Genomic DNA, 19,135 nt, shown 5'->3' with positions numbered 1-19,135 from the left:
CAGGGTGGCAGGCTCATGCCGGGCAGAGACATCGCATGGATGCTTATGCCGAGGCGGCACGCCTGCGTTCGGCGCTTGAGCAGAAGCCTGCGCGGGACCGCACAGAGGCCGAGTATGAGCGCGTGCTGGATGCGTATCGCGTGGTGTATCATCGCGATCCTGGCTCGATGCATGCGGCAGCTTCGGTCTATGCCGTTGGCACGCTGCTCGCCGAATATGGACAGACGTTTCATGACCCAAAGGCGTCACGCGATGCGATAGGGCAGTACGAGTTTTTGCGCAAACAGTACCCGGGCAGCTCGTATCGCGTGCTGGCACTGCTGGATGAAGGCGAGATTGAGGCGCGTGATCTGCATGAGGATCGGGCCGCGCAGACGAAGCTGAAGCTATTTCTGAAGATGTATCCGCACAGCGCCATGGCGAATGAAGCGCGCTACGCGCTGGCGAATCTTCGCCGGGATGATGGACAGCGGGAGGCGGCTGCGGGTCCGTTGCGTTCGCGGTCTTCTGCAGCGCACAGCATTGAGGAGGCTCCGCCGCCCGTTCAGCGCATAGCCTCGACGCAGAGGGTGGAGCGCGCGGCCACCGAGCCGATGATGCGGCCTGCTGCGCGAGCGGCTGCGGAATCGGAGCGAAGCGCTCCTGCAATGCCGGTTCGGGCTGTCGTAGAGCAAGCACCCGCGGTGGCGAGTTTTCATGGCCCTTTGCCGCTGGTGACGAGTATTCGGCATTGGTCAACGCCGAGCTATACGCGTGTCGCGATCAATCTGCAGCAGGAGGTTCGCTATGAGGCTTCGCGGGAGACGAACCCTGACCGCATTGACTTTGACTTGTATGGTGCGCGGCTTTCTTCGCGGTTGAATGGGCGGTCGTCTGAGATTATCGACAACGGCTTTCTGAAGCAGATTCATCTCACAGAAGAGCGCCCGGGTGTGGCTCAAATCGAACTGAATGTGAGTCCGGTCAGCGATTATTATGCGTTCTATCTGCCTGATCCGCCGCGTTTGATTATTGATGTGCATGGGCGCGCGCCGGGCTCGGAGCAGACGACGCAAATCTCCAACCGGGTGGGTTACCCGAACTCCTCCAACACTGTGGTGAGAACCTATGCCGCGCCGGTGGAGCGTGCTGCGGTTCCGGCGCGTCCGGTGCATCCTTTTGCGCATGCGGCTCAGGCCGTTACCGCTCCAGTGCCCTCGACGCAGCCTGTGGCCGCGAAGGTGCCGGGCACGCGGCCCGCCATTGCTGCCACAAGAGTGATGCCGAGGATGACGCATCGTGCCACGACGGGGAGAAGCTCGCCGAAGCCTGCAGCGGAAAGCTCACTGCCTGCGCCGCTCGAGAGCATGCAACCTGTGGTGCCCGGGCATCCCGCGGTTGTTCCACCGCTCTCGGCAACCGCGCCGACGATGGTGCGCGCGCTGGGACTGAAGATCAACCGGATTGTGATCGATGCCGGTCATGGCGGCCATGACTCGGGAGCCATCGGGCCAAATGGCCTGGAAGAGAAGACTGTGGCGCTTGACGTGGCGTTGCGGCTGGGACGGCTGTTGAAGCAGAAGCTGGGCGCGGATGTGGTTTACACGCGCGATACGGATCGCTTCATACCGCTCGAGACGCGCACGGCGATTGCAAATCAGGACCGGGCTGATCTTTTCATTTCGGTCCACGTGAACTCGAGCCCGGATGCGGCGGCGCGCGGCGTGGCCACGTATTACCTGAGCTTTACCAGTTCAGCGGATGCACTGCAGTTGGCGGCGCGCGAGAATGCGGTGTCGAATGAGTCGATCCATCAGCTTTCAGACCTGGTGAAGAAGATTGCTCTCTCCGACAAGATCAATGAGTCGCGCGATTTTGCCGAGGATGTGGACCGGAGCTTATATGGAGATCTTGCGCCGGTGAATGGCCCGGGTTTTGAGAATCGCGGTGTGCACAAGGCGCCCTTCGTGGTGCTGATTGGTGCGAACATGCCCTCGATTCTGGCGGAGATTTCTTTCATCTCGAATTCGAAGTCGGCTCATCTGCTGACGGAGCCCTCGTATCGCGAGCGCATTGCGGAGGCACTTTATGAGGGTGTGGCGAAATATGTCGGCACGCTCAACGGGCTGCGCATTGCGCAAAATGGCGGCGGTGCCAACACGCCGAACTAGTATGTGGGAGCCCCTCGCGGCGAGGGATGGGGCGGCAAAAAAAATCACCATTAACGTCCCGGAACTTGTTGATTCCAAGTGGCTTATAAAACATTAGTCTCGTAAATCCTTTGTTTTCAACGCCATTTAGGCCCAAGGCAGATAGTTAATGGCGCTATTCAGGGTGCCGCATGGGATTGGCGGCGGGCGCGATTTCACGAAGTGGAGATAAAGTTACCCTCTATTTCAAGAGTAGCAATTTCAGGGGAAATTCCCGGCAACATTATCCGGGCGCAGGATTGACGAGTTCGGTCTCGTAGTGGCGGGCCTGGTCGCGGCCGTTGTGCTTGGCCTGATAAAGGGCGGCATCGGCCTCCCGCAACAGGCCGCTGTTGGAGATGTTTTGCCGGCTGTCAGTGTTGGTGAAGCCGATGCTCGCGGTGAAGTTGACTGGCTCCCCCGCCACCCAGCCAGAGTAGTCGCGAATCGCCTTGCAGAGTTGCACAAAGCGACGCCCGGCCTCAGCCGTGCTGGTACCGGGCATCAGCAGGATGAACTCGTCTCCTCCAAAGCGGGCGATGATGTCTGTTGCGCGCGTATGCGCGCGCAACACGTTGACCGCCTTGGTCAGGAAGGCATCGCCTGCGACATGACCGTAGCGGTCATTGATGACCTTGAAGTGATCGAGGTCCAGAATCCCGATGCTGAAGTTCTTCCGGTCGCGCTCGAAGATCGCGAGTTCACGAGCCAGCGCTTCCTCAAGGCCGCGGCGATTCAGGACTCCGGTGAGTGCATCGACTCTGCTCTGTTGGCGCAGTTCTGACTCGAGCCTTGTGTGCATCATCCAGATGAATGCCAGGGGCAGCAGGGATGTGTTCACGATGTATGCCACGGTACAGGTGACGAGGAACCAGTGGACGGAGTCAGGATTGGTATGCAGCGGGAAGGCCAGCGCAAAACGGGCGGCCTCAAGAATCGCAAAGAGCGCGAGGAAGCTGCCCATCAATACACGAGGTTCGCGTGTGGCCTGCTCTTTGCTGCTGAAGAAGAGCAGCATCGCGATGAGACATTCCAGTGAGATAAGCAGATCGCCTAGCGCATAACTGTGTACCAGACCAGGCTCATTGCGCCATGCGAGAAAGAAAGGCAGAGCGGCCAGCAGTAGCGCGAACGAGAGCCAGTTCGTACGCCTGTCGCGGCGATCAAAGCACGCGAGGGTGACATTGAGCAGGGCGTAGGAGAGCGGGATCATCTCCATGTTGACACCCTTGCTGAGCCACGCAGGCAGATGACTGCCTGCCAGATCGAGGACCGCGCCAACGCCATTGGCGAGGAACGTGCTCCAAAGCCAGACACGGGTGCGGTCGCTCCACCGCTGCATGGCAAAGAGGCCGAAGACAACGGTGAAGCAGAGTAACTGCACGTCCTGAATCAGGAGCACTGCGTCCAGCAACATATGCAAATCGTAGCGTCCCGAGTTGGATTCGCCACAAGGAATTTTTGCCACAAAGGTGGGACATGCGCTGCAAAAGGAGTATGGAATGACGCAAGCGCGTCAGTGCTGCGGCGCCAGTGGAGAGGCCACGCTGGCTTTGGGCGCTTGTGCTGTACCAACATGGAAGACCTTGTATCCGCTGTCAATGATTTGAATGTCTGCGCGATAGGTCAGAAAGCCGATGGCGTGGGCGACAAGGTGAATTTGCGCGGAGGCCGGCAGCCAGAGCGTGCCGCGAATGCGCCGCTGCTCAAAGGTGAAGGTGCTGCCTTTGGCGACGGAGGCGAGTCCCCAACCCATGCGAAAGTTGGCGTCGAAATGAGCCTCAAGACGGCGGACATCGCGATCCGGCTCGTCGATCCAGATGGTGCCCGCGAGCCTCTTTGACGCATTCTCGGCCAGGCCGTGCGTGTGTGCGTGGCGATTGCCAGTGAACTGGAAGACGAGCGTGGAGCGGCCGTCCATAAGGATGCGGCGCGGACTGGTGAGCTGCATGATGGAGAGCAGTTTGCTGATGCTCACGGTGTTGTGGTCGGGCACCTGGCCGGGTGGCGTTTTTTCCGCGAGTGCGACGGCCTTGTTGACGCGGTTCTGCTCCTTGCGCTCTTCGCCGGGTGTGAGGGGCTTGCCGTTTTTTGCAATCAGCCGGTCTACCTCATGAGTGTTGACGAAGAAGACGTCACTGGTCTCGGCGGTGGTCTTGATAACCTTGCCATGCTTGTCTAAAAGATGGGTGACGACGACCTCGCGATAGGTGTAGTTTTCTCTTACCGCGTCCATTTGCCGCTGGTGAGCTGCGACTTCGTTGAGGAGTGTGGCCGCATCGGGCACGGGAGGCTGCGGGGATGACGCCGATTGTGCGCGGAGCACAGCGGGCGCGATTCCCATAAAGATGAGCATAAATACAAACAGCCGCAGCGCGTGTGGCGCCATCCAACATATGCCCGTGTTGTGCTTTGGCGTTGTCATGCACTCAGAAAGGAACTCTTCGCCATGCTTCGACTGCTGGTGTACTGGCTGCTGCAGGCTCTTGCGCTCTTGATCGTGACGTGGATTGTGCCGGGATTTGAGGTAGCGAGCATAAGCTCGGCATTGATTGCGGTGCTGGTCATAGGGTTTCTCAATGTAACGCTTGGCGCGCTGCTCAAGCTCATCACTTTACCACTCGGCCTGCTCACGCTGGGACTATTTTTTCTGGTCATCAATGCGCTCATGCTGAAGATGGCCGGCGCCGTGGTGCCGGGCTTTCGCGTGAACAGCTTTGCGGCGGCGCTGGTGGGTGCATGCGTGCTGGCGTTGCTGCATGTGCTTTTTCGCGTATTTTTGCCTTGAGCTGCAGAGCGGATATCAGAGTCCGCACTCCCTTACCTAAGGACAAATGGGCTTGATATGCGCCGTTGTGACGTGTAAAGTTTACTTGTCTAAGACGGAGGGGGAATGAGCTTGTTTTGCAAAAATCTGACACCGTTGCAGCGCCGGTCTATGCGGTTGATGGGTGTGGCGATGATATTGACGGTATGCTTCAACTTTCTTGTGCCGGATGCGGCGAATCCCCTTATGCTTCTGTTTCCCGGGATGAAATCGCTTCTGGGATCGCCCGGCCATGTGCAGAAGTGGCAGGTATTTACGCTTTCAGCGCTGACGCTCTTCCCAGTACTGATGGCGGTGTTCGTTGGCGCGCGTTATCTGGCTCATGAGCCGGATGAGTTTATTCGCGCGCTGATCACGCGAGCGCTGCTGTGGGGCATTGCGTGGACGATGGCGGCCGATGCACTGATTGGAGCTCTGATGACAACCACCGGCGAGCCATTCCCTATCATTCTGCTGAATGCGGATGTGCTGCTCATTTCCACGATGGTGAGCTTTCGGCTGCTGCTGCGGAGATATAGCCGTTGAAGAACCGCTTGCGTGATCTGCGCGCGGAGCGTGGCTGGAGCCAGGCCGATCTGGCCCAGGAACTTGGGGTTTCACGGCAATCGGTGAATGCGATTGAGACGGGACGGTTTGATCCGAGCCTGCCGTTGGCGTTCAAGCTGGCGCGATTGTTTGGCGAGCCGATTGAGAAGATTTTTGTTGAGGAGTAGAGCGAATCCCACGTCTGAAGACACGGACATGGGATTTGCATTTTCTCCTGGAGACTTTAAACGCTCTCTGAGCGGCCGGATGCAGCCGAACGGAAGACTGCCTCAATCACGGCCATGTTGGCGATGCTCTCTTCGAGTGGCATGGGGACTTCGCCGCCTTCAAGAACGGCACGTGAGAAGTCGTCGCCCTGCAGCGTGTACTGGTCGCAGGCGGGGAATGTTTCCGTTACGATCTTTGCGCCGGTGAGATCGCTGCCGTCGTCAATGAAGATGCGCGTGGGGCGGTCATTGGGCATATTGAAGGGGATCTCAATCTCGATGCGGCCTTTGGCGCCGAAGAAGTGAACGCGCTGGTAAGGCACAAGCTGCGTGCTGCAGGTGAAGGTGGCCTGTCCTGAAGGAAAGTCGAGGATGGCTGAGGTGAGGCGGTCGGTCTTCATGATGGGGTCGCGATCGATGAGTGAGACAACGCGTGAGGGCTCCTGCCGGAAGCCATAGCGCGCGGCGAGAATGAGATAGCAGCCGATGTCCATGAGCGCGCCGCCGCCCGTCTCCACTTTGTTGCGGATGTTGTCTGGCTGGATGTTGAAGTAGCTGAAGAATCCGGCGACTGAGCGCAGTTCGCCGATGCGGCCTTCGTCGAGCAATGCGCGCAGGCGCAGCCACTGGGGAGCGCTGCGCACCATGAAGGCCTCGCCGATCTTTACGCCGGTGCGCTCACGCACGGCGATGAGCGACTTTGCTTCAGCGAGAGTCATGCTGAGAGGCTTTTCGCAGAGGACATGCTTGCCGGCCTCCGCGGCTTTGATGGTCCAGGGCACATGCTGGTCATTGGGCAGCGGATTGTAGATGGCGTCGATCTCGGGATCCGCCAGCAACTCTTCATAAGAGCTGTACGCTTTGGGGATGTTGAGCGATTTTGCGGCTTCCTGCGCTTTGGCTAACTGGCGCGAAGCAATGGCCGTGACTGTGCTGAAGTTGCCTTGCTGCATGGCCGGCAGAACTTTTTTGATGCCGATGTTCGCAGTGCTGAGAACTCCCCAGCGAAGCTTGTTCGTCATGGTAGTCATGATAGCGCTCGCACGTTGCAGCTTGCATGCAGGGCAGGGAGCGATCGTTAGACGGCCAGGATCTGCTGCCAGATGACATCCTCTACCGGAATGCCGAGACGAAGATTCTCTTCGCGCAGGCGCAGCGTTTGTTCGCCGGGATACCGCGCGGGACGGCCCGGATCTACGGGCGCGGCGGCATGCAGCGAGGCGACGATTTCGTCTGCGAGGTGATTGGCATCGGCTGCAGCATCCAGCGCGGCGGGGTGGATGGCGATGAACATTTGCGAAAGGCCTGTCTCCTGCAGAGGGTCGCGTGCCAGTTGATGCGTGGCATTGCCAAGCGCGGTCATGGCGGCGACTGCGTCGAGCAGCAGAGCGAGTCCCGAGCCTTTCCAGTAGCCAATGGGCAGCGGGCGTTGCGAGGCCTCAATGGCTGCAGGGTCATTTGTGAGTGTACCCGAGGCATCAAAACCGCCGGGGATGGGCAGCAGTTCGCTGCGGCGGGAGTAGCTTTCAAGCGCGCCATAAGAGAACTGGGACATGGCCATGTCGAGCACCAGATGACCCGCGCGGCGCGGCACGGCAACAATGAGCGGATTGTTGCCCACGGATGCTTCGCGCGTGCCCCATGCGGGTAGATTGGGCATTGTGTTTGTCCAGCAGAGCGCGATGGAGCCGGCATTTGCGGCCTGCCAGCCGTAGCTGCCGCCGCGCATCCAGTGATTGGTGTTACGAAGCGCCAGGCAGCCGATGCCGTGCGTGCGGCTCAAGGCAAGCGCTCGTTCCATGGCGGCGTGTGCATTGAGATTGCCGGGACCGCGACGACCATCCCAGCGCTCGAGCGCACCGAAGGCAGACATGCATTGGGGAGTGGCATGCACATCGACGGCACCGTTGCGGATCATCGCGAGGAAACGCGGAAAGCGGTTTGCACCGTGTGAATAGACGCCGTCCAGCGTGGTTTCAGCGAAGAGCCGCGCGCAGAGTTCGGCGCGTTCGGGTGTGAAACCAACGTGGGTGAGAGCAGCGATGAAGGCGCGGTGTAGATCGTCAAATGGGATGCGAAGCATGCGTGTTGATTGTGACACGAGGGGGCGGAATGATCCTATGCTGCCGAGATCAGCAGAGAGTCAGACGCTACTGCAGCGGGGAAGCGGATGCGAGATAGACGCCGAACCAGCGGCGTGCATCGGTCCAAGAATGCGTCACAGTAAAGCCACCATCCGCCAGCAGGTGTGCGATGCTGCCGGGAGTGAATTTGTAACTGTTTTCGGTGTGAATTGTCTCGCCGGGCGAGAAGTTAAGATTCAGCCCCAGAGCGGCTACGGAGACGGTCTGTCTGCGCGTGCTTTCCAGGTGCATCTCCATGCGGGAGTGTTGGGGGTTCCAGCGTGCGATGTGGCGGAAGGCGTGCAAATCAAAGTTTGCATCGAGTTCGCGGTTGATGCGCACGAGGGCATTGCGGTTAAAGGCCGCGGTCACACTGGAGGCGTCATCATAGGCGCGCAGCAGTGTGGCCGTGTCTTTGCCGGTGCCGGGAGCGTGATCTGCGCCGAGCAGGATATGGTCACCGGGTGCGAGACGCTGGCGCAGACGCCGCAACAGGCCCGTGGCGTCCGCCGGATCGAAATTGCCGATGCTCGAGCCGATGTAGAGCACGAGGCGGCGAGTAGCCGAATTCTTCAGGGGCTGAATAGCGCTGAGGTTTTCGGTGTAGTCCGCAACTCGCGTTTCAACAGTGACGCCGGGAAATTGCGAGGTGATGGTGGTGCGAGCTTCTTCGAGTGCCGACGGGGAGACATCGAGCGCGCAATAGGTGACACTCTGCTGGCGCTCAAGAGCAGCCTTGAGCAGCAGGCCGGTTTTAGTTGCGGTACCGGCGCCGAGTTCGATGAGAGCAAGGCGGCGATCACCGGCCGCAGTGGCGAGGATCTCAGAGGCGTGTTCGCGAAAGATGGCACGCTCAGTGCGGGTGAGATAGTACTCCGGTAGCGTGGTAATTTTCTCAAAAAGCTCAGAGCCGCGCGCGTCATAAAAAAGCCAGGGCGAGAGTGTCTTTGGAGTCGCGGTGAGTCCACGCAGAACTTCAGCGCCAAGTGCGGAGGGTGCGGCAGCAGGCAGAACGGGGGCAGCGTGTGCGAGCGACATAGGCAGCGGTGCGATCCTTTGCGGAAATTATGAAACATCCTGCGCGAGCCGCACGCCGGAGAATTGCCAACGTGTGGCGGGAGAGAAAAAGTTGCGATAGGTCGCGCGGATGTGTGTGGCAGGTGTGACGCAGGAGCCGCCGCGCAGGACCATTTGACCAGACATAAACTTGCCGTTGTATTCGCCAAGTGCGCCTGGTACGGGGCGATAGCCGGGATAGCCGAGATAGGCGCTTGCAGTCCACTCCCACACATCGCCGTAGAGTTGCAGGGGGTGACGGTTTGCGTTTCCGCTCGCAGGCGGCAGGGCTACGGACGGATGCAGGCGTCCGCCTTCGAGCAGATTGCCGTGGGTTGGCACAGGCGAAGCAGCGACCTCCCACTCGAACTCAGTAGGCAGGCGCAGGCCGCGCCAGCGTGCGTAGGCGTCGGCTTCAAAGTGGCTGATGTGGCAGACAGGGGTGTCACGCAGAGTGCCGAAATCTGCAGGGCCATGCAGGGTGAAGACCTGCCATGCGCTGCCTTCGCGTTGCCAATAAAGGGGCGCTTGCCAGCCGTGCTCGCGCACGGCGTCCCAGCCGGCAGAGAGCCAAAGTTCACTGCGGTGATAGCCGCCGTCTTCGATGAACTCGAGGTATTCAGTGCAGGTGACCGCGCGAGAGGCAATACGGAAGGGATGCAGATAGACCGCGTGACGCGGGAGCTCGTTGTCGAAGCAGAATTCATCACCCTCAAAGCCAACCTCGCGAAGGCCGCCTTCATATTCATGCCACACCAGCGGGGCGGCCTGTGCATGCGTGCTGAGAACTCCCTCGCGGTAGATGGGGCGCAGGGGATTGGACCAGAGCGCATGCTTGATATCCGTGAGCAGCAATTCCTGATGCTGTTGCTCGTGATGCAGCCCGAGCACGAGGCGTGTGAGCGCTTCCTGGGCCGGCTCGTGATCGAGCATGAATGCGATGGCGTCCTCTACGTGACGGCGATACGCCAGGATGTCAACAAACGCCGGGCGCGAGAAGATGGCACGGAGCGTCTTCTCAGGCTGATCAGAGACGCCGTTGTAGTAGCTGTTGAAGAGCCAGAGGAAATCAGGATGGAGGGGCTGATAGCCGGAGACGAATTCGCGAAGAATGAAGGTCTCAAAAAACCATGTAGTATGCGCCAGATGCCATTTGGCGGGGCTGCCCTCGGGCAGCGACTGCACCATCATATCTTCGGGGGTGAGCGTTTCGCACAGGGCGAGCGACTGGCGGCGCACTGTGGCAAATTGCGCGCCAAGCGCCGTGATGGCGTCGCCGGAGACGGGGCTGGCCAGTGTTGTCATAAGTATGCTCTTCCCCTTGGATGCTTTTGCAGATGCCGGGGCAGGCGCAAAAGCCGCATAAATTTTGCCCCACCACCTTCTCATGATCCAGCCGGTGCTTGCAGAGATGAGATTTGATTTGACTGGAAAGGTTACGCCACCCTGTCGGCTGCCGGGCTATGCGGGATGGCGTAGACTGAGGCAAATTGCGCCGTTCTTTGCGCCAGGAGCTTGTTTTTGGATCGTCAGTATTATCGTGCACGCCTTGAAAAAAAGATTCTCCTCTCGGAGCCAGCACAGTGCTTTCATCTGGAGTTTTCGATTCCGGAGCTTGAGAGCTTTGATTTTCAGCCGGGGCAGTTTGTTTCATTTGTGGCGACCGATGAGAGAGGGAAGCACCAGATGCGGGCGTATTCGCTGGCGTCGGCCCCACGTGGCGCGAGCTTTGATGTGTGTGTGAATCGCGTGGCGGGAGGATTTTTTTCAAACCTGCTGTGCGATTTGAAGCCCGGGCAGGAAGTGGAGTTTCACGGGCCGCACGGGATGTTTGTGTTGCGCGCTCCGCTGACCGACTCGATCCTGATTGCGACCGGAACCGGCATTGCGCCGGTGCGTGGTTTTGTGGAATGGCTATTCCCTGAAGAAGGAGAGAGCCGTTCAGAGGGCCGCGAGATATGGCTGGTTTATGGCACGCGACATGCATCGGAGGTGTATTACGAAGACCACTTTGAGCGGGTGGCCGCGAAGCATGCGAACTTTCACTACGTGAAGACGCTGAGCCGCCCGGATGAAAGCTGGACCGGCCATCGCGGCTATGTGCAGGATCATGTGGCGCGCATTGTGCATGAGCGTAGAGCCAAGCATGGTGCGGTGACGGCGCCAAAGGGCGCGGACTTTGATATTCGCGCTTACATTTGTGGCCTGAATGAGATGGTGGCGGCCAATCGCGAGCGGCTCAAGGAGATGGGATGGGATCGCAAGCAGATTGTGTTTGAGCGCTACGATTAAGGCATGACAGAACACTGTGGCGACGCGGCCTGTGAGCCCGGTTGCTCCGCGAAAAAGATCACCGGGCTGCAGGCCTTCACGCTTGTGTGGATGCTGGCGGAGTGCGGCGTTTCGCTCTGGAGCGCGGCGCGTGCGCATAGCCCGGCGCTGCTGGCCTTTGGCGCGGATAGCCTGGTGGAACTGTTTTCCGCAGTGGTCGTGCTGATGCAATTTGTGCGGTGGTTTCCGCTTAGCGAAGATCGTGCCGCGCGCATTGCGGGTGCATTGCTGTATGCATTGGCGGCAGTGGTTGCCGCCCTCGCGCTGGCGGCGCTGGCAATGGGGATGCAGCCTGAAGTGAGCTTGCCGGGGATGGCGATCACCGTGGCCGCATTGCTGGCGATGCCGCTGCTCGCATGGCAGAAACGGCGGCTCGCGAGGAAATCTGGCAATGTGGCTTTGGCTGCGGATGCGGTGCAGTCGGCCACTTGTGCTTATCTGGCGGCGATCACGCTGGCGGGGCTCGCGGTGAACTTCATTTGGCATGTGGGCTGGATTGATTCTGCCGCGGCGCTGGCTGCGGTGCCTCTCATTTTGCAGGAGGCGCGCCGCGCCATGAGAGGGGAGAGCTGCGGCTGCGGAGTGTAAGGAGCGCTGGAGCCGAACGAATGCATCGACTCTCACGCCTGATGTTTTTTATGAGGTTGGCTGAGGCGGCGAAGAAATCCTATCCGCCGGCGATGGCTCCGAGTACGATCAGTGGTTCTTTGCCTTCGATGACAGCAGTGGGCAGCGGCGTGTCCGGCGGCTGGTGAGAAAGATCCTGCGCGCAGGCAAAGAAGCGCAGGAAGGGGCGGCGCTGCAGCGTGCCATGGTCGCGGATGGTTCCGCGCAGCATGGGGTAGCGGCTTTCGAGCGCGTCAAGCACCGTGGCAAGAGTGACTGGCGCGGCGAGGGTAAGAGCAACCTCTTCGCCGACGCCGGCCAGATTGCGCAGGTGGTAGGGCAACTCCACGCGCACCGTATGAGTAGCTGCGTCGCTCATGGCAGGGTTTGTACTTCCACCGAGAGAACCGCAGGCAGATCGCGGACGATGGGGTTCCATGTATTGCCCGCGTCTGCCGAAGCATAGACCTGGCCGCCGGTGGTGCCGAAGTAGAGGCCGCAGTCGTCGAGCCGGTCTACGGCCATGGCGTCGCGCAGCACGTTCACGTAGCAGTTCTGCTGCGGCAGTCCTTTGGTGAGCGGCTCCCACTCGTGGCCGCCGGTGCGGCTGCGGTAGACGCGTAGTGCGCCATCAAGAGGAAAGTGCTCGGAGTCGCTCTTGATGGGGACGACGTAGATCGTCTCCGGCTCGTGCGCATGCACATCGATGACAAAGCCGAAGTCGGTGGGCAGATTGCCGCTGACCTTGTGCCATTCGTCGCCGGCGTTGTCGGTGCGCATGATGTCCCAGTGCTTCTGCATGAAGAGCGTATTGGGGCGGTCGGGATGCATGGCGATGTGGTGCACGCAGTGGCCGGTTTCGGCGTTGGGGTCGGGAATATATTTGGAATGCAGGCCACGATTGATGGGCTTCCATGTTTCGCCGCCGTCGTCGGTGCGAAATGCGCCGGCCGCTGAGATCGCGATGAAGATGCGATTCGGGTTGCCGGGATCAAGGATGACGGTGTGCAGGCACATGCCGCCCGCCCCCGGCTGCCAGTGCGGACCAGTGCCGTGACCGCGCAGGCCGGAGAGCTCCTTCCATGATTGGCCGCCATCTGTGGAGCGGAAGAGCGCGGCGTCTTCAACGCCGGCGTAGACGGTTGCTGCCTCGGTTAGGGAGGGTTCGAGATGCCAGACTCTTTTGAACTCCCACGGGTGCTGCGAGCCGTCGTACCACTGGTGGGTGGTGAGCGGATTGCCGGTTGCGTCTGAGGTGTCATATTCGAAGCGATTCGGCGCTTTGCCGGGGAAAGCCGGCATCTCCGGTTCGCCTGGTTTGAGTCCCGGCTGATGCCATGTCTTGCCGCCGTCTTCTGATTTCTGCAGGATCTGCCCGAACCATCCGCTGGTCTGCGAGGCATAAATGCAGTCGGGGTCCACGGGCGAACCCTTCATGTGGTAAATCTCCCATCCGGCAAAGAAGGGGCCGCTGACGGTCCAGTCCTTGCGCTTGCCATCTGCGGTGAGAATGAATGCGCCCTTGCGAGTGCCGACCAAAACTCGAACGCTGCTCATGGTTTCTTTCCTTTCTGGAGGGGACTAAGCTGCCTGCTCGGTGTTGACCATCCAGGCCACGCCAAACCTGTCGTTAAACATACCGAAGCCTGCGGACCAGAAGGTTTGCTGAAAGGGCATGGTGACATTGCCGCCCTGGGAGAGCGCATTGAAGATCTTCTCCGCTTCGGCTGCGTCTTTGGCTCCTATGGAGAGCGTGATGCCCTGGATCTTGCCCTGGCGGTCGGGCGGCGCATCGCACGCATAAAGACGGCCGCCCTCGAAGTCGAAGGTCGCGTGCATGATTTTGCCGGCGTAGTCCGCCGGGACCATGCTGGCCATGGGCGAGTCGCCGTAGGTGTGGGTGAATGCGATTTTTCCGTTGAGGACTTTGACGTAGAAGGCGAGCGCTTCCGCGCAGTTGCCGGAGAAGTGAACGTAAGGCGCGAATTCCATGAGTGTGCTCCAGTGCCGGGTTGGAACTGCGTTATTCCTGCGCGGCACGTTCGAGCGCCGCAATGTCGAGCTTCTTCATCTGCATGAGGGCCTGCATGGCTTTGCGGCTGCGGGCCAGTTGAGAAATGTGCGCAGGTACCACCTGCCAGGAGACGCCGTACTTGTCCTTGAGCCAGCCGCATTGCACCTCGCTGCCGCCTTCGGCGGTGAGGCGCTCCCAGTAGTCGTCAATTTCTGCTTGTGTGGCGCAGTGGACGACAAACGAGATGGATTCGTTAAACGGAAATTGCGGGCCGCCGTTGAGTGCGGTAAAGCGCGTGCCATCAAGCTCAAAGTGAACGAGGAGCACTGCGGCCGTCGCGGGCGAAGTGCCGGTTTGGTTGGGCACGGTCTCTAGTATGCGGGAGTTGGGGAAGATACCGGTGTAGAACCGAGCCGCTTCTTCGGCGTTGTTGTCAAACCAGAGAAAGGGCGTGATGTGCGAATTGTGGGCGACGGTGCTCATGGGGTAAACCTCTTCAAAATGCGAAGCTGTGGGGCTGGGTTTGGATGGACCACGCGCTCGTCAGGCAGTGGTTCTCTGCGGGAAAACCGGCGGCTCGTCGGCACTGGGGCCCCAGGTGGCGGGCACAGGAATATCGAGCAGGCGCAGATACACGCCGAACTGTCCGCGATGCTGATACCAGTGACTGAACAGGATGTCGCGCAAAAATTCCTGGCGGGGAATGGCGAGCAGTTCCTCCTCGCCTGAGATCAACCGCCAGGTGGCGTGCATGGCTCGATCGTCCAGAGGCGGCAGCAGTTCGCGAACCAGCGCAATGCTTTCGTCGAACGCGGCGAGCACCGCAGCGAGGCTCGTAGGCTGCGGAAATTGGAAGCCGGCCGCCTGCATGGAGTCGTTCTGGGCTGCGCGGATGACACCGCCCGGCACGCCAGCCAGATGCAGGGCGAGCTGCCCGGCGGTCATGGATTTGGGATGGGGCTGCCAGGCCAGCTTGTCCTCGGGCAAACGCCCAAGAAATTTACGGGTGATGGGGGCCTGGATTTCAAACTCCGCCAGCATGCTTTGGGCAATCGACATGGAACTCTCCGAATCCTGCGAATCCACTCACTTCGACTTCCTGCTTCTTTTGGGCCCGCCCAGCCATGGCAGCAGTGGCGTGGGGTCGTTCTGTTCCCAGCGGCGGCGCACTTCAGCGAGGATAGCGTCGCGGTTTTTGGCCATCGCGGCGATCACCTCGCAGGGCGCGCCCGATGGTTCATGTGTTGCGCCCCAGACCAGCAGCTCCAACATGACCGGGGCGAGGTCGATGCCTTTGCGGGTGAGCCGGTAGAGCACGCGGCGTGCGTCTTCCGGATCGGGTTGCGCGGTGATGATGCCGGCGGTCTCCAGATTCCGCAGGCGTCCTGCCAGGATGTTGGTGGCGATGCCCTCGCCGCTCTCCTGAAAGTCTTTGAAATTGCGAAAACCGCGCACCATCAGATCGCGCACGATGAGCAACGACCAGCGGTCGCCGAAGACCTCAAGCGACAGGCTGACCGGGCACCCGGAGCGATTGTGGCCGCGAGACTGCTTCGGCACGGGGAGAACAGTAAGACAATCAACTTGCGATTTGCAAGTTAATTTTTCGAAGCGGCTCCGGATGGGCAGATGCCCAGGAAAATATCCGAGGCTCGTTGACTGCCCGGCTTGCTTGGTGGAAGAGCATCCCACCCCGCCGGGCGATCAGCGTGATTGCAGAGCGAGGGTGTGCTGATTCCAGGCGGTCATGCCGCCGGCCAGAGTGGCGACGTCGCGAAAGCCGGCGCGTGCCAGCAGGCTGGCGGCGGCGCTGGCGCGGTAACCCCCCTGGCAGATCGCGATGATGGGTTGATGCGGGGAAAGTGTGGCTAACTGAGCGGGCAAGTCGCCGAGCATGAGATGCCGCGCGCCGGGGATGTGGCCGAGTTGCCACTCGCCGGGATTGCGCACATCGAGCAGCAGTGCGTGGGTTGCCCTTTCTTCCACCTCGGACGGAGAGAGCCGAGGGAGGATGCGCTCGGGCAGGGCGGCGGCGCGCCATGCGGACATGCCTCCAGCGAGAAAGCCAGTGACGCGGTCAAGGCCGACGCGGGCCAGCGCGAGTCGCGATTCCGGGTCGTCGCCTGTTTCGCTGATGAGCGTGATGGGCCGTGCAGGATCGAGCAGCCATCCGGCCCATAGCGGCAGGCTGGCTCCGGCTCCGATGTGAATGGCACCGGGAATGTGTCCAGCGGCAAAGGCCTCGGGCGTGCGCAGGTCGAGCAGGATGGATTGCGTGGAGTCAAGCGCGTGAACTTCCGCCGGGGAAAGTGCGGCTGGCGTGGGGAGGGTCTCCCAGGCGGCGGCTCCAGTGGCGTTGAGTTGCTTCATGCGCGGATAGTAGGCGGGCATGGGCGGAACGCCGGCGAGGATTTCGCGGACGAAGTCGTCCTCTGCGAGCTGGCAGAGCGGGTTCGTGAGGCGCTCCTGCCCGAGCGTGGATTCGGCCTGCTCACCAATGCCCGCACCGCAGAGCGAGCCTGCGCCGTGGCCGGGGTAAAGACGTACCGTGCCGGGCAGGTGCGCGATGCGGTGGTGCAAACTGCGATGGAGCGCGTGCGCCAGGCCGACTTTAGCGTCCTCTCCCAAGAGATCAGGACGGCCAAGCGAGCCGGGAAAGATGAAGTCGCCGCTGAAGAGCGCGACGGGTGCGCTGTTGTTCCGGTCTGAATCGTACAGCGCGAAGGAGAGATGCTCGGGCGTGTGGCCGGGGGTGTGCAACGCTTCGAGCGTGAGGCGGCCCACGGCGATGCGTTCGCCATCGCTCAGGCGGAGGTGCGGCATGGCGTATTGGTAGAGCTCGCCCTCGTCGTATGCGCTCAGCGCCAGTTCGGCTCCGGTGGTTTGTGCAAGTACGGGCGCGCCTGAGGCGAAGTCGGCGTGAATGTGAGTTTCGAGCACATGGGTGATGCGCAGCGCGTGTGCCGCGGCGTACGCGGCCGGGCGCGGATCGCCGCGCATGGGATCAATGACGACCGCTTGCCCCTCGGAGGCGATGAGGTACGCGTACTGGGCGAGCCCGGGGGTAAGAAACTGCTGGATGGTCATTGTTCTCCTCAATGTGCGTGTCTGCTTCCTGTGACGAGTGGGAGCTCGCGAAGCTCTGCAAGGCCACGTATCAGGGTAAACCGAGGGCGGAAACGGGCGGGTGTGAGGTCTCCGCCGTGGGCCTTCACTCAATCAGTTGATTGACAATCAAGTGATTGGTGGCTATTCTGCTCCCGTGACCGATACTTTGATTGATCGTTCCGTTTCTGGCTGGACCAGAGCTCTGCTCGAGCCGGCCGATGACGCGGGCAAGCGCCGCGCCGCGCTGCTCGAGGCCGCTTTTGACACGATTGCGGAGGCTGGTTTCGAGGGATTGCGTACCCGCGCCGTGGCCCAGCGCGCCGGCGTGAACATTGCAACCCTGCATTACTACTTTCCGTCGAAGCAGTTCTTGATTGAGGGGCTGGCGCAGTGGATTGGTGCAAAGTTTGTGTCGCTCCATGGCCCCGCGCCTCAGCCCTCAGGGCTGCCCGCGCTGGACCGGCTGCGGCAGGAGTTTGCCGATGGGCGGTTTTATCTGCGTGAGCACCCAGAAATGCTGCTGGTGATGCAGGAATTTGGCCTGCGCGCTCAGCGGGATGCAGCCGTGATGGCGGTGACGCAACAGATGCATGGGCATTGGCGGCAAGGCATTGAGCAAATGGTGGAAGAGGGGGTGGCCGATGGCACCTTTCGCGAGGATGTGCCGCCCTGCGAACTGACGGCTATGCTCATGACGCTTTTTGCAGGAGTGGCAGGACGCGATGTGGAGCAGATGGATGCTATTGCCCGGCACACCGAAGACTGGCTCTTGAGCGCGAGGGCAAAACGCAAACTGGCCGCGGCCAGAAAACGGGGAGCAAAAGCATGAGCAGCGCGGAATTGCATGTGGCAATTGCAGGCGGTGGGCTGGGCGGGTTGTGTCTGGCGCAGGGGTTGAAGCGAGCCGGTATTCGAGTGAGCGTGTTTGAGCGGGATGCCGCACCCGACGCGCGCACGCAAGGCTTCCGAATTCATATTGATCCGGAGGGCAGCGAAGCTCTGCATGCGTGCCTGCCGCCGGAACTGTGGGAGACTTTTGAGGCGACTGGTGGAGTCTCGGCGCAGAGCTTTACGGTGATGACCGAGCAGTTGCAGGAGCTACTTTCGCTGGGCCACACGGATAGCGAGGATGAGGTGCGTAAGCATCGCTCCATCAGCCGCATCACCCTGCGGAGGGTGTTGCTTGCGGATCTGGAAGACAGTGTGCATTGGGGACACCGCGTGGCGCGTTATGAATTGCTGGCCAACGACCGCGTGCGGACGCACTTTGAAAATGGTTCTTCGGCCGAGGCCGATGTGCTGGTGGGTGCGGACGGCGTGCATTCGCGGGTGCGCCAGCAACTGCTGCCCGAGGCAGGGCCGGTGGACACAGGCCGCATCGGCATTGGCGGCACAGTGCCGCTCGATGAGCAGACGATGAAGCTGGTTCCTGCGGCGATGTTGCTAGACCCTGTCATGGTGCTGCCACCTGCGCCGTGCAGCCTGTTTGTGGCACCGTGGCGCAGGGTGAAAAGATCGAACGATGCGCTGCGCAGGCTTGGTATTGAAGAGCCATCGGAGCAAGAGCGGGACTACCTGATATGTGCGCTCGGTGGCCGGCCGGAGTATTTCGGGCTGGAGGAAAAGGCTGAGAGCCTTCCAGGGACGAAGTTGAAGACAATCATGCGCTCGGTGGTGCAATCGTGGCACCCTACGCTGCGTGCTCTGGTGGAGCAGATTGAGGAGGAGCAGATTTTTCTCAATCGCTTTCGTACCTCGCGTCCTCAGCCAGCGTGGATGCCTTCGCGCGTTACGCTGATGGGCGACGCCATTCACAGCATGACGCCTTATCGCGGTATTGGGGGCAACATCGCACTCAAGGATGCGCGCGTGCTGTGCGAGTCGCTGACGCGGGCGGCGCGCGGCGAGCAGCCGCTTCTGGCCGCGGTCGGGGAATACGAGGCGGCGATGCGGAAGTATGGATTTGCCGCAGTGGAGGATTCGCGCCGCGCGATGGAACAGTTCACCGGGCCGAAGCAGGGATTGGGTTTTGCCGCCGTGAAGGCTGGCATGCGCACGGTGAATGCGGTGATGAAGCTGCGGCGCGGGGTGGCGTGAAACGCTGCACTGAATTGAACCATTGGGCCAAGTTCACTCTCTAGACGAAGGAC

The 19,135-nt window shown here is 60.8% G+C and carries 21 protein-coding genes; 8 read left to right on the top strand and 13 right to left on the bottom strand.

What is annotated here, in order from left to right:
* The first annotated feature begins 35 nt into the window (after nucleotides 1-35).
* Nucleotides 36-2,150 carry an N-acetylmuramoyl-L-alanine amidase gene (locus ACP_RS17375; protein ID WP_052294774.1) on the top strand — a complete coding sequence of 705 codons (2,115 nt, stop codon included), beginning with the start codon at nucleotides 36-38 and terminating at the stop codon, nucleotides 2,148-2,150.
* Between the two features lie 262 nt (nucleotides 2,151-2,412).
* On the opposite strand, the gene ACP_RS17370 is transcribed toward ACP_RS17375, so the two are convergent.
* Both ACP_RS17370 and ACP_RS09370 read right to left on the bottom strand, forming a co-directional pair.
* On the bottom strand, nucleotides 2,413-3,585 hold the full coding sequence (locus tag ACP_RS17370; protein WP_052294773.1) for a GGDEF domain-containing protein: 1,173 nt from the start codon (nucleotides 3,583-3,585) through the stop codon (nucleotides 2,413-2,415).
* A 99-nt stretch (nucleotides 3,586-3,684) separates the two neighbouring features.
* Nucleotides 3,685-4,557 carry a hypothetical protein gene (locus ACP_RS09370; protein ID WP_015897070.1) on the bottom strand — a complete coding sequence of 291 codons (873 nt, stop codon included), beginning with the start codon at nucleotides 4,555-4,557 and terminating at the stop codon, nucleotides 3,685-3,687.
* 60 nt (nucleotides 4,558-4,617) lie between these two features.
* Here ACP_RS09370 and ACP_RS09365 point away from each other — a divergent pair, with 60 nt between their 5' ends.
* The 3 genes from ACP_RS09365 to ACP_RS09355 all read left to right on the top strand — a co-directional run bounded on the left by ACP_RS09365 (nucleotide 4,618) and on the right by ACP_RS09355 (nucleotide 5,708).
* The gene (locus tag ACP_RS09365) at nucleotides 4,618-4,956 is read left to right on the top strand and encodes a phage holin family protein (protein WP_015897069.1); all 339 of its coding nucleotides are present in this window, start codon (nucleotides 4,618-4,620) and stop codon (nucleotides 4,954-4,956) included.
* 243 nt (nucleotides 4,957-5,199) lie between these two features.
* On the top strand, nucleotides 5,200-5,520 hold the full coding sequence (locus tag ACP_RS09360) for a hypothetical protein (protein WP_148215109.1): 321 nt from the start codon (nucleotides 5,200-5,202) through the stop codon (nucleotides 5,518-5,520).
* Nucleotides 5,517-5,708 (top strand): helix-turn-helix transcriptional regulator, encoded by a 192-nt coding sequence (locus tag ACP_RS09355; RefSeq protein ID WP_015897067.1) that lies wholly within the window; start codon nucleotides 5,517-5,519, stop codon nucleotides 5,706-5,708. Before ACP_RS09360 ends, ACP_RS09355 begins: the two co-directional genes overlap by 4 nt.
* Before the next feature lie 56 nt (nucleotides 5,709-5,764).
* On the opposite strand, the gene ACP_RS09350 is transcribed toward ACP_RS09355, so the two are convergent.
* The 4 genes from ACP_RS09350 to egtB all read right to left on the bottom strand — a co-directional run bounded on the left by ACP_RS09350 (nucleotide 5,765) and on the right by egtB (nucleotide 10,231).
* Nucleotides 5,765-6,778, bottom strand: a complete 1,014-nt coding sequence (locus tag ACP_RS09350) for a Gfo/Idh/MocA family protein (RefSeq protein WP_238525518.1) — start codon at nucleotides 6,776-6,778, stop codon at nucleotides 5,765-5,767.
* Nucleotides 6,779-6,825: 47 nt separating this feature from the next.
* A complete protein-coding gene (gene yiaK / locus ACP_RS09345) occupies nucleotides 6,826-7,830 on the bottom strand; it encodes a 3-dehydro-L-gulonate 2-dehydrogenase (protein ID WP_015897065.1) in 1,005 nt (334 codons plus the stop codon).
* 67 nt (nucleotides 7,831-7,897) lie between these two features.
* Entirely contained in the window at nucleotides 7,898-8,908 is a 1,011-nt protein-coding gene (gene egtD / locus ACP_RS09340) for an L-histidine N(alpha)-methyltransferase (RefSeq protein ID WP_015897064.1), read from the bottom strand.
* Between the two features lie 27 nt (nucleotides 8,909-8,935).
* Nucleotides 8,936-10,231 (bottom strand): ergothioneine biosynthesis protein EgtB, encoded by a 1,296-nt coding sequence (gene egtB, locus ACP_RS09335; protein ID WP_015897063.1) that lies wholly within the window; start codon nucleotides 10,229-10,231, stop codon nucleotides 8,936-8,938.
* Between the two features lie 216 nt (nucleotides 10,232-10,447).
* Here egtB and ACP_RS09330 point away from each other — a divergent pair, with 216 nt between their 5' ends.
* Entirely contained in the window at nucleotides 10,448-11,218 is a 771-nt protein-coding gene (locus tag ACP_RS09330) for a ferredoxin--NADP reductase (protein ID WP_015897062.1), read from the top strand.
* A gap of 3 nt (nucleotides 11,219-11,221) precedes the next feature.
* Complete coding sequence (locus ACP_RS09325) at nucleotides 11,222-11,845, top strand: cation diffusion facilitator family transporter (protein WP_015897061.1); 624 nt, start codon at nucleotides 11,222-11,224, stop codon at nucleotides 11,843-11,845.
* A gap of 79 nt (nucleotides 11,846-11,924) precedes the next feature.
* On the opposite strand, the gene ACP_RS09320 is transcribed toward ACP_RS09325, so the two are convergent.
* The 7 genes from ACP_RS09320 to ACP_RS09290 all read right to left on the bottom strand — a co-directional run bounded on the left by ACP_RS09320 (nucleotide 11,925) and on the right by ACP_RS09290 (nucleotide 16,964).
* The gene (locus tag ACP_RS09320) at nucleotides 11,925-12,242 is read right to left on the bottom strand and encodes a MoaD/ThiS family protein (RefSeq protein ID WP_015897060.1); all 318 of its coding nucleotides are present in this window, start codon (nucleotides 12,240-12,242) and stop codon (nucleotides 11,925-11,927) included.
* Nucleotides 12,239-13,420 (bottom strand): WD40/YVTN/BNR-like repeat-containing protein, encoded by a 1,182-nt coding sequence (locus tag ACP_RS09315; RefSeq protein ID WP_015897059.1) that lies wholly within the window; start codon nucleotides 13,418-13,420, stop codon nucleotides 12,239-12,241. The genes ACP_RS09320 and ACP_RS09315 overlap by 4 nt, the downstream gene beginning before the upstream one ends.
* Nucleotides 13,421-13,444: 24 nt before the next feature.
* Complete coding sequence (locus ACP_RS09310; RefSeq protein WP_015897058.1) at nucleotides 13,445-13,855, bottom strand: VOC family protein; 411 nt, start codon at nucleotides 13,853-13,855, stop codon at nucleotides 13,445-13,447.
* A gap of 31 nt (nucleotides 13,856-13,886) precedes the next feature.
* Nucleotides 13,887-14,360 carry a VOC family protein gene (locus ACP_RS09305; RefSeq protein ID WP_015897057.1) on the bottom strand — a complete coding sequence of 158 codons (474 nt, stop codon included), beginning with the start codon at nucleotides 14,358-14,360 and terminating at the stop codon, nucleotides 13,887-13,889.
* Between the two features lie 60 nt (nucleotides 14,361-14,420).
* Nucleotides 14,421-14,936 (bottom strand): DinB family protein, encoded by a 516-nt coding sequence (locus tag ACP_RS09300; RefSeq protein WP_015897056.1) that lies wholly within the window; start codon nucleotides 14,934-14,936, stop codon nucleotides 14,421-14,423.
* A 27-nt stretch (nucleotides 14,937-14,963) separates the two neighbouring features.
* Nucleotides 14,964-15,437: a winged helix-turn-helix transcriptional regulator gene (locus tag ACP_RS09295; protein WP_015897055.1), complete on the bottom strand. Its 474-nt coding sequence runs from the start codon at nucleotides 15,435-15,437 to the stop codon at nucleotides 14,964-14,966.
* A gap of 144 nt (nucleotides 15,438-15,581) precedes the next feature.
* A complete protein-coding gene (locus ACP_RS09290) occupies nucleotides 15,582-16,964 on the bottom strand; it encodes an MBL fold metallo-hydrolase (protein WP_015897054.1) in 1,383 nt (460 codons plus the stop codon).
* 175 nt (nucleotides 16,965-17,139) lie between these two features.
* Between ACP_RS09290 and ACP_RS17365 the strand changes: the two genes are divergently transcribed.
* Together ACP_RS17365 and ACP_RS09280 are read left to right on the top strand one after the other, a co-directional pair.
* Complete coding sequence (locus ACP_RS17365) at nucleotides 17,140-17,814, top strand: TetR/AcrR family transcriptional regulator (RefSeq protein ID WP_202944462.1); 675 nt, start codon at nucleotides 17,140-17,142, stop codon at nucleotides 17,812-17,814.
* Complete coding sequence (locus ACP_RS09280) at nucleotides 17,811-19,082, top strand: FAD-dependent oxidoreductase (RefSeq protein ID WP_015897052.1); 1,272 nt, start codon at nucleotides 17,811-17,813, stop codon at nucleotides 19,080-19,082. Before ACP_RS17365 ends, ACP_RS09280 begins: the two co-directional genes overlap by 4 nt.
* Nucleotides 19,083-19,135: the final 53 nt, after the last annotated feature.

The sequence above is a fragment of the Acidobacterium capsulatum ATCC 51196 genome (genome assembly GCF_000022565.1).
GTDB classification, from domain to species: Bacteria; Acidobacteriota; Terriglobia; order Terriglobales; family Acidobacteriaceae; genus Acidobacterium; species Acidobacterium capsulatum.
Note: the sequence above shows the minus strand (reverse complement) of the source record. Positions and strands in the feature narration are given on the sequence as shown.

Bases quoted from the DNA above. Each gene is read 5' to 3' on its own strand.
- ACP_RS17375 (WP_052294774.1), top strand. From the start codon at position 36: ATGGATGCTTATGCCGAGGCGGCACGCCTGCGTTCGGCGCTTGAGCAG.
- ACP_RS17370 (WP_052294773.1), bottom strand. From the start codon at position 3,585: ATGTTGCTGGACGCAGTGCTCCTGATTCAGGACGTGCAGTTACTCTGC.
- ACP_RS09370 (WP_015897070.1), bottom strand. From the start codon at position 4,557: ATGGCGCCACACGCGCTGCGGCTGTTTGTATTTATGCTCATCTTTATG.
- ACP_RS09365 (WP_015897069.1), top strand. From the start codon at position 4,618: ATGCTTCGACTGCTGGTGTACTGGCTGCTGCAGGCTCTTGCGCTCTTG.
- ACP_RS09360 (WP_148215109.1), top strand. From the start codon at position 5,200: ATGAAATCGCTTCTGGGATCGCCCGGCCATGTGCAGAAGTGGCAGGTA.
- ACP_RS09350 (WP_238525518.1), bottom strand. From the start codon at position 6,778: ATGACTACCATGACGAACAAGCTTCGCTGGGGAGTTCTCAGCACTGCG.
- yiaK (WP_015897065.1), bottom strand. From the start codon at position 7,830: ATGCTTCGCATCCCATTTGACGATCTACACCGCGCCTTCATCGCTGCT.
- egtD (WP_015897064.1), bottom strand. From the start codon at position 8,908: ATGTCGCTCGCACACGCTGCCCCCGTTCTGCCTGCTGCCGCACCCTCC.
- egtB (WP_015897063.1), bottom strand. From the start codon at position 10,231: ATGACAACACTGGCCAGCCCCGTCTCCGGCGACGCCATCACGGCGCTT.
- ACP_RS09325 (WP_015897061.1), top strand. From the start codon at position 11,222: ATGACAGAACACTGTGGCGACGCGGCCTGTGAGCCCGGTTGCTCCGCG.
- ACP_RS09320 (WP_015897060.1), bottom strand. From the start codon at position 12,242: ATGAGCGACGCAGCTACTCATACGGTGCGCGTGGAGTTGCCCTACCAC.
- ACP_RS09315 (WP_015897059.1), bottom strand. From the start codon at position 13,420: ATGAGCAGCGTTCGAGTTTTGGTCGGCACTCGCAAGGGCGCATTCATT.
- ACP_RS09310 (WP_015897058.1), bottom strand. From the start codon at position 13,855: ATGGAATTCGCGCCTTACGTTCACTTCTCCGGCAACTGCGCGGAAGCG.
- ACP_RS09305 (WP_015897057.1), bottom strand. From the start codon at position 14,360: ATGAGCACCGTCGCCCACAATTCGCACATCACGCCCTTTCTCTGGTTT.
- ACP_RS09300 (WP_015897056.1), bottom strand. From the start codon at position 14,936: ATGTCGATTGCCCAAAGCATGCTGGCGGAGTTTGAAATCCAGGCCCCC.
- ACP_RS09290 (WP_015897054.1), bottom strand. From the start codon at position 16,964: ATGACCATCCAGCAGTTTCTTACCCCCGGGCTCGCCCAGTACGCGTAC.
- ACP_RS09280 (WP_015897052.1), top strand. From the start codon at position 17,811: ATGAGCAGCGCGGAATTGCATGTGGCAATTGCAGGCGGTGGGCTGGGC.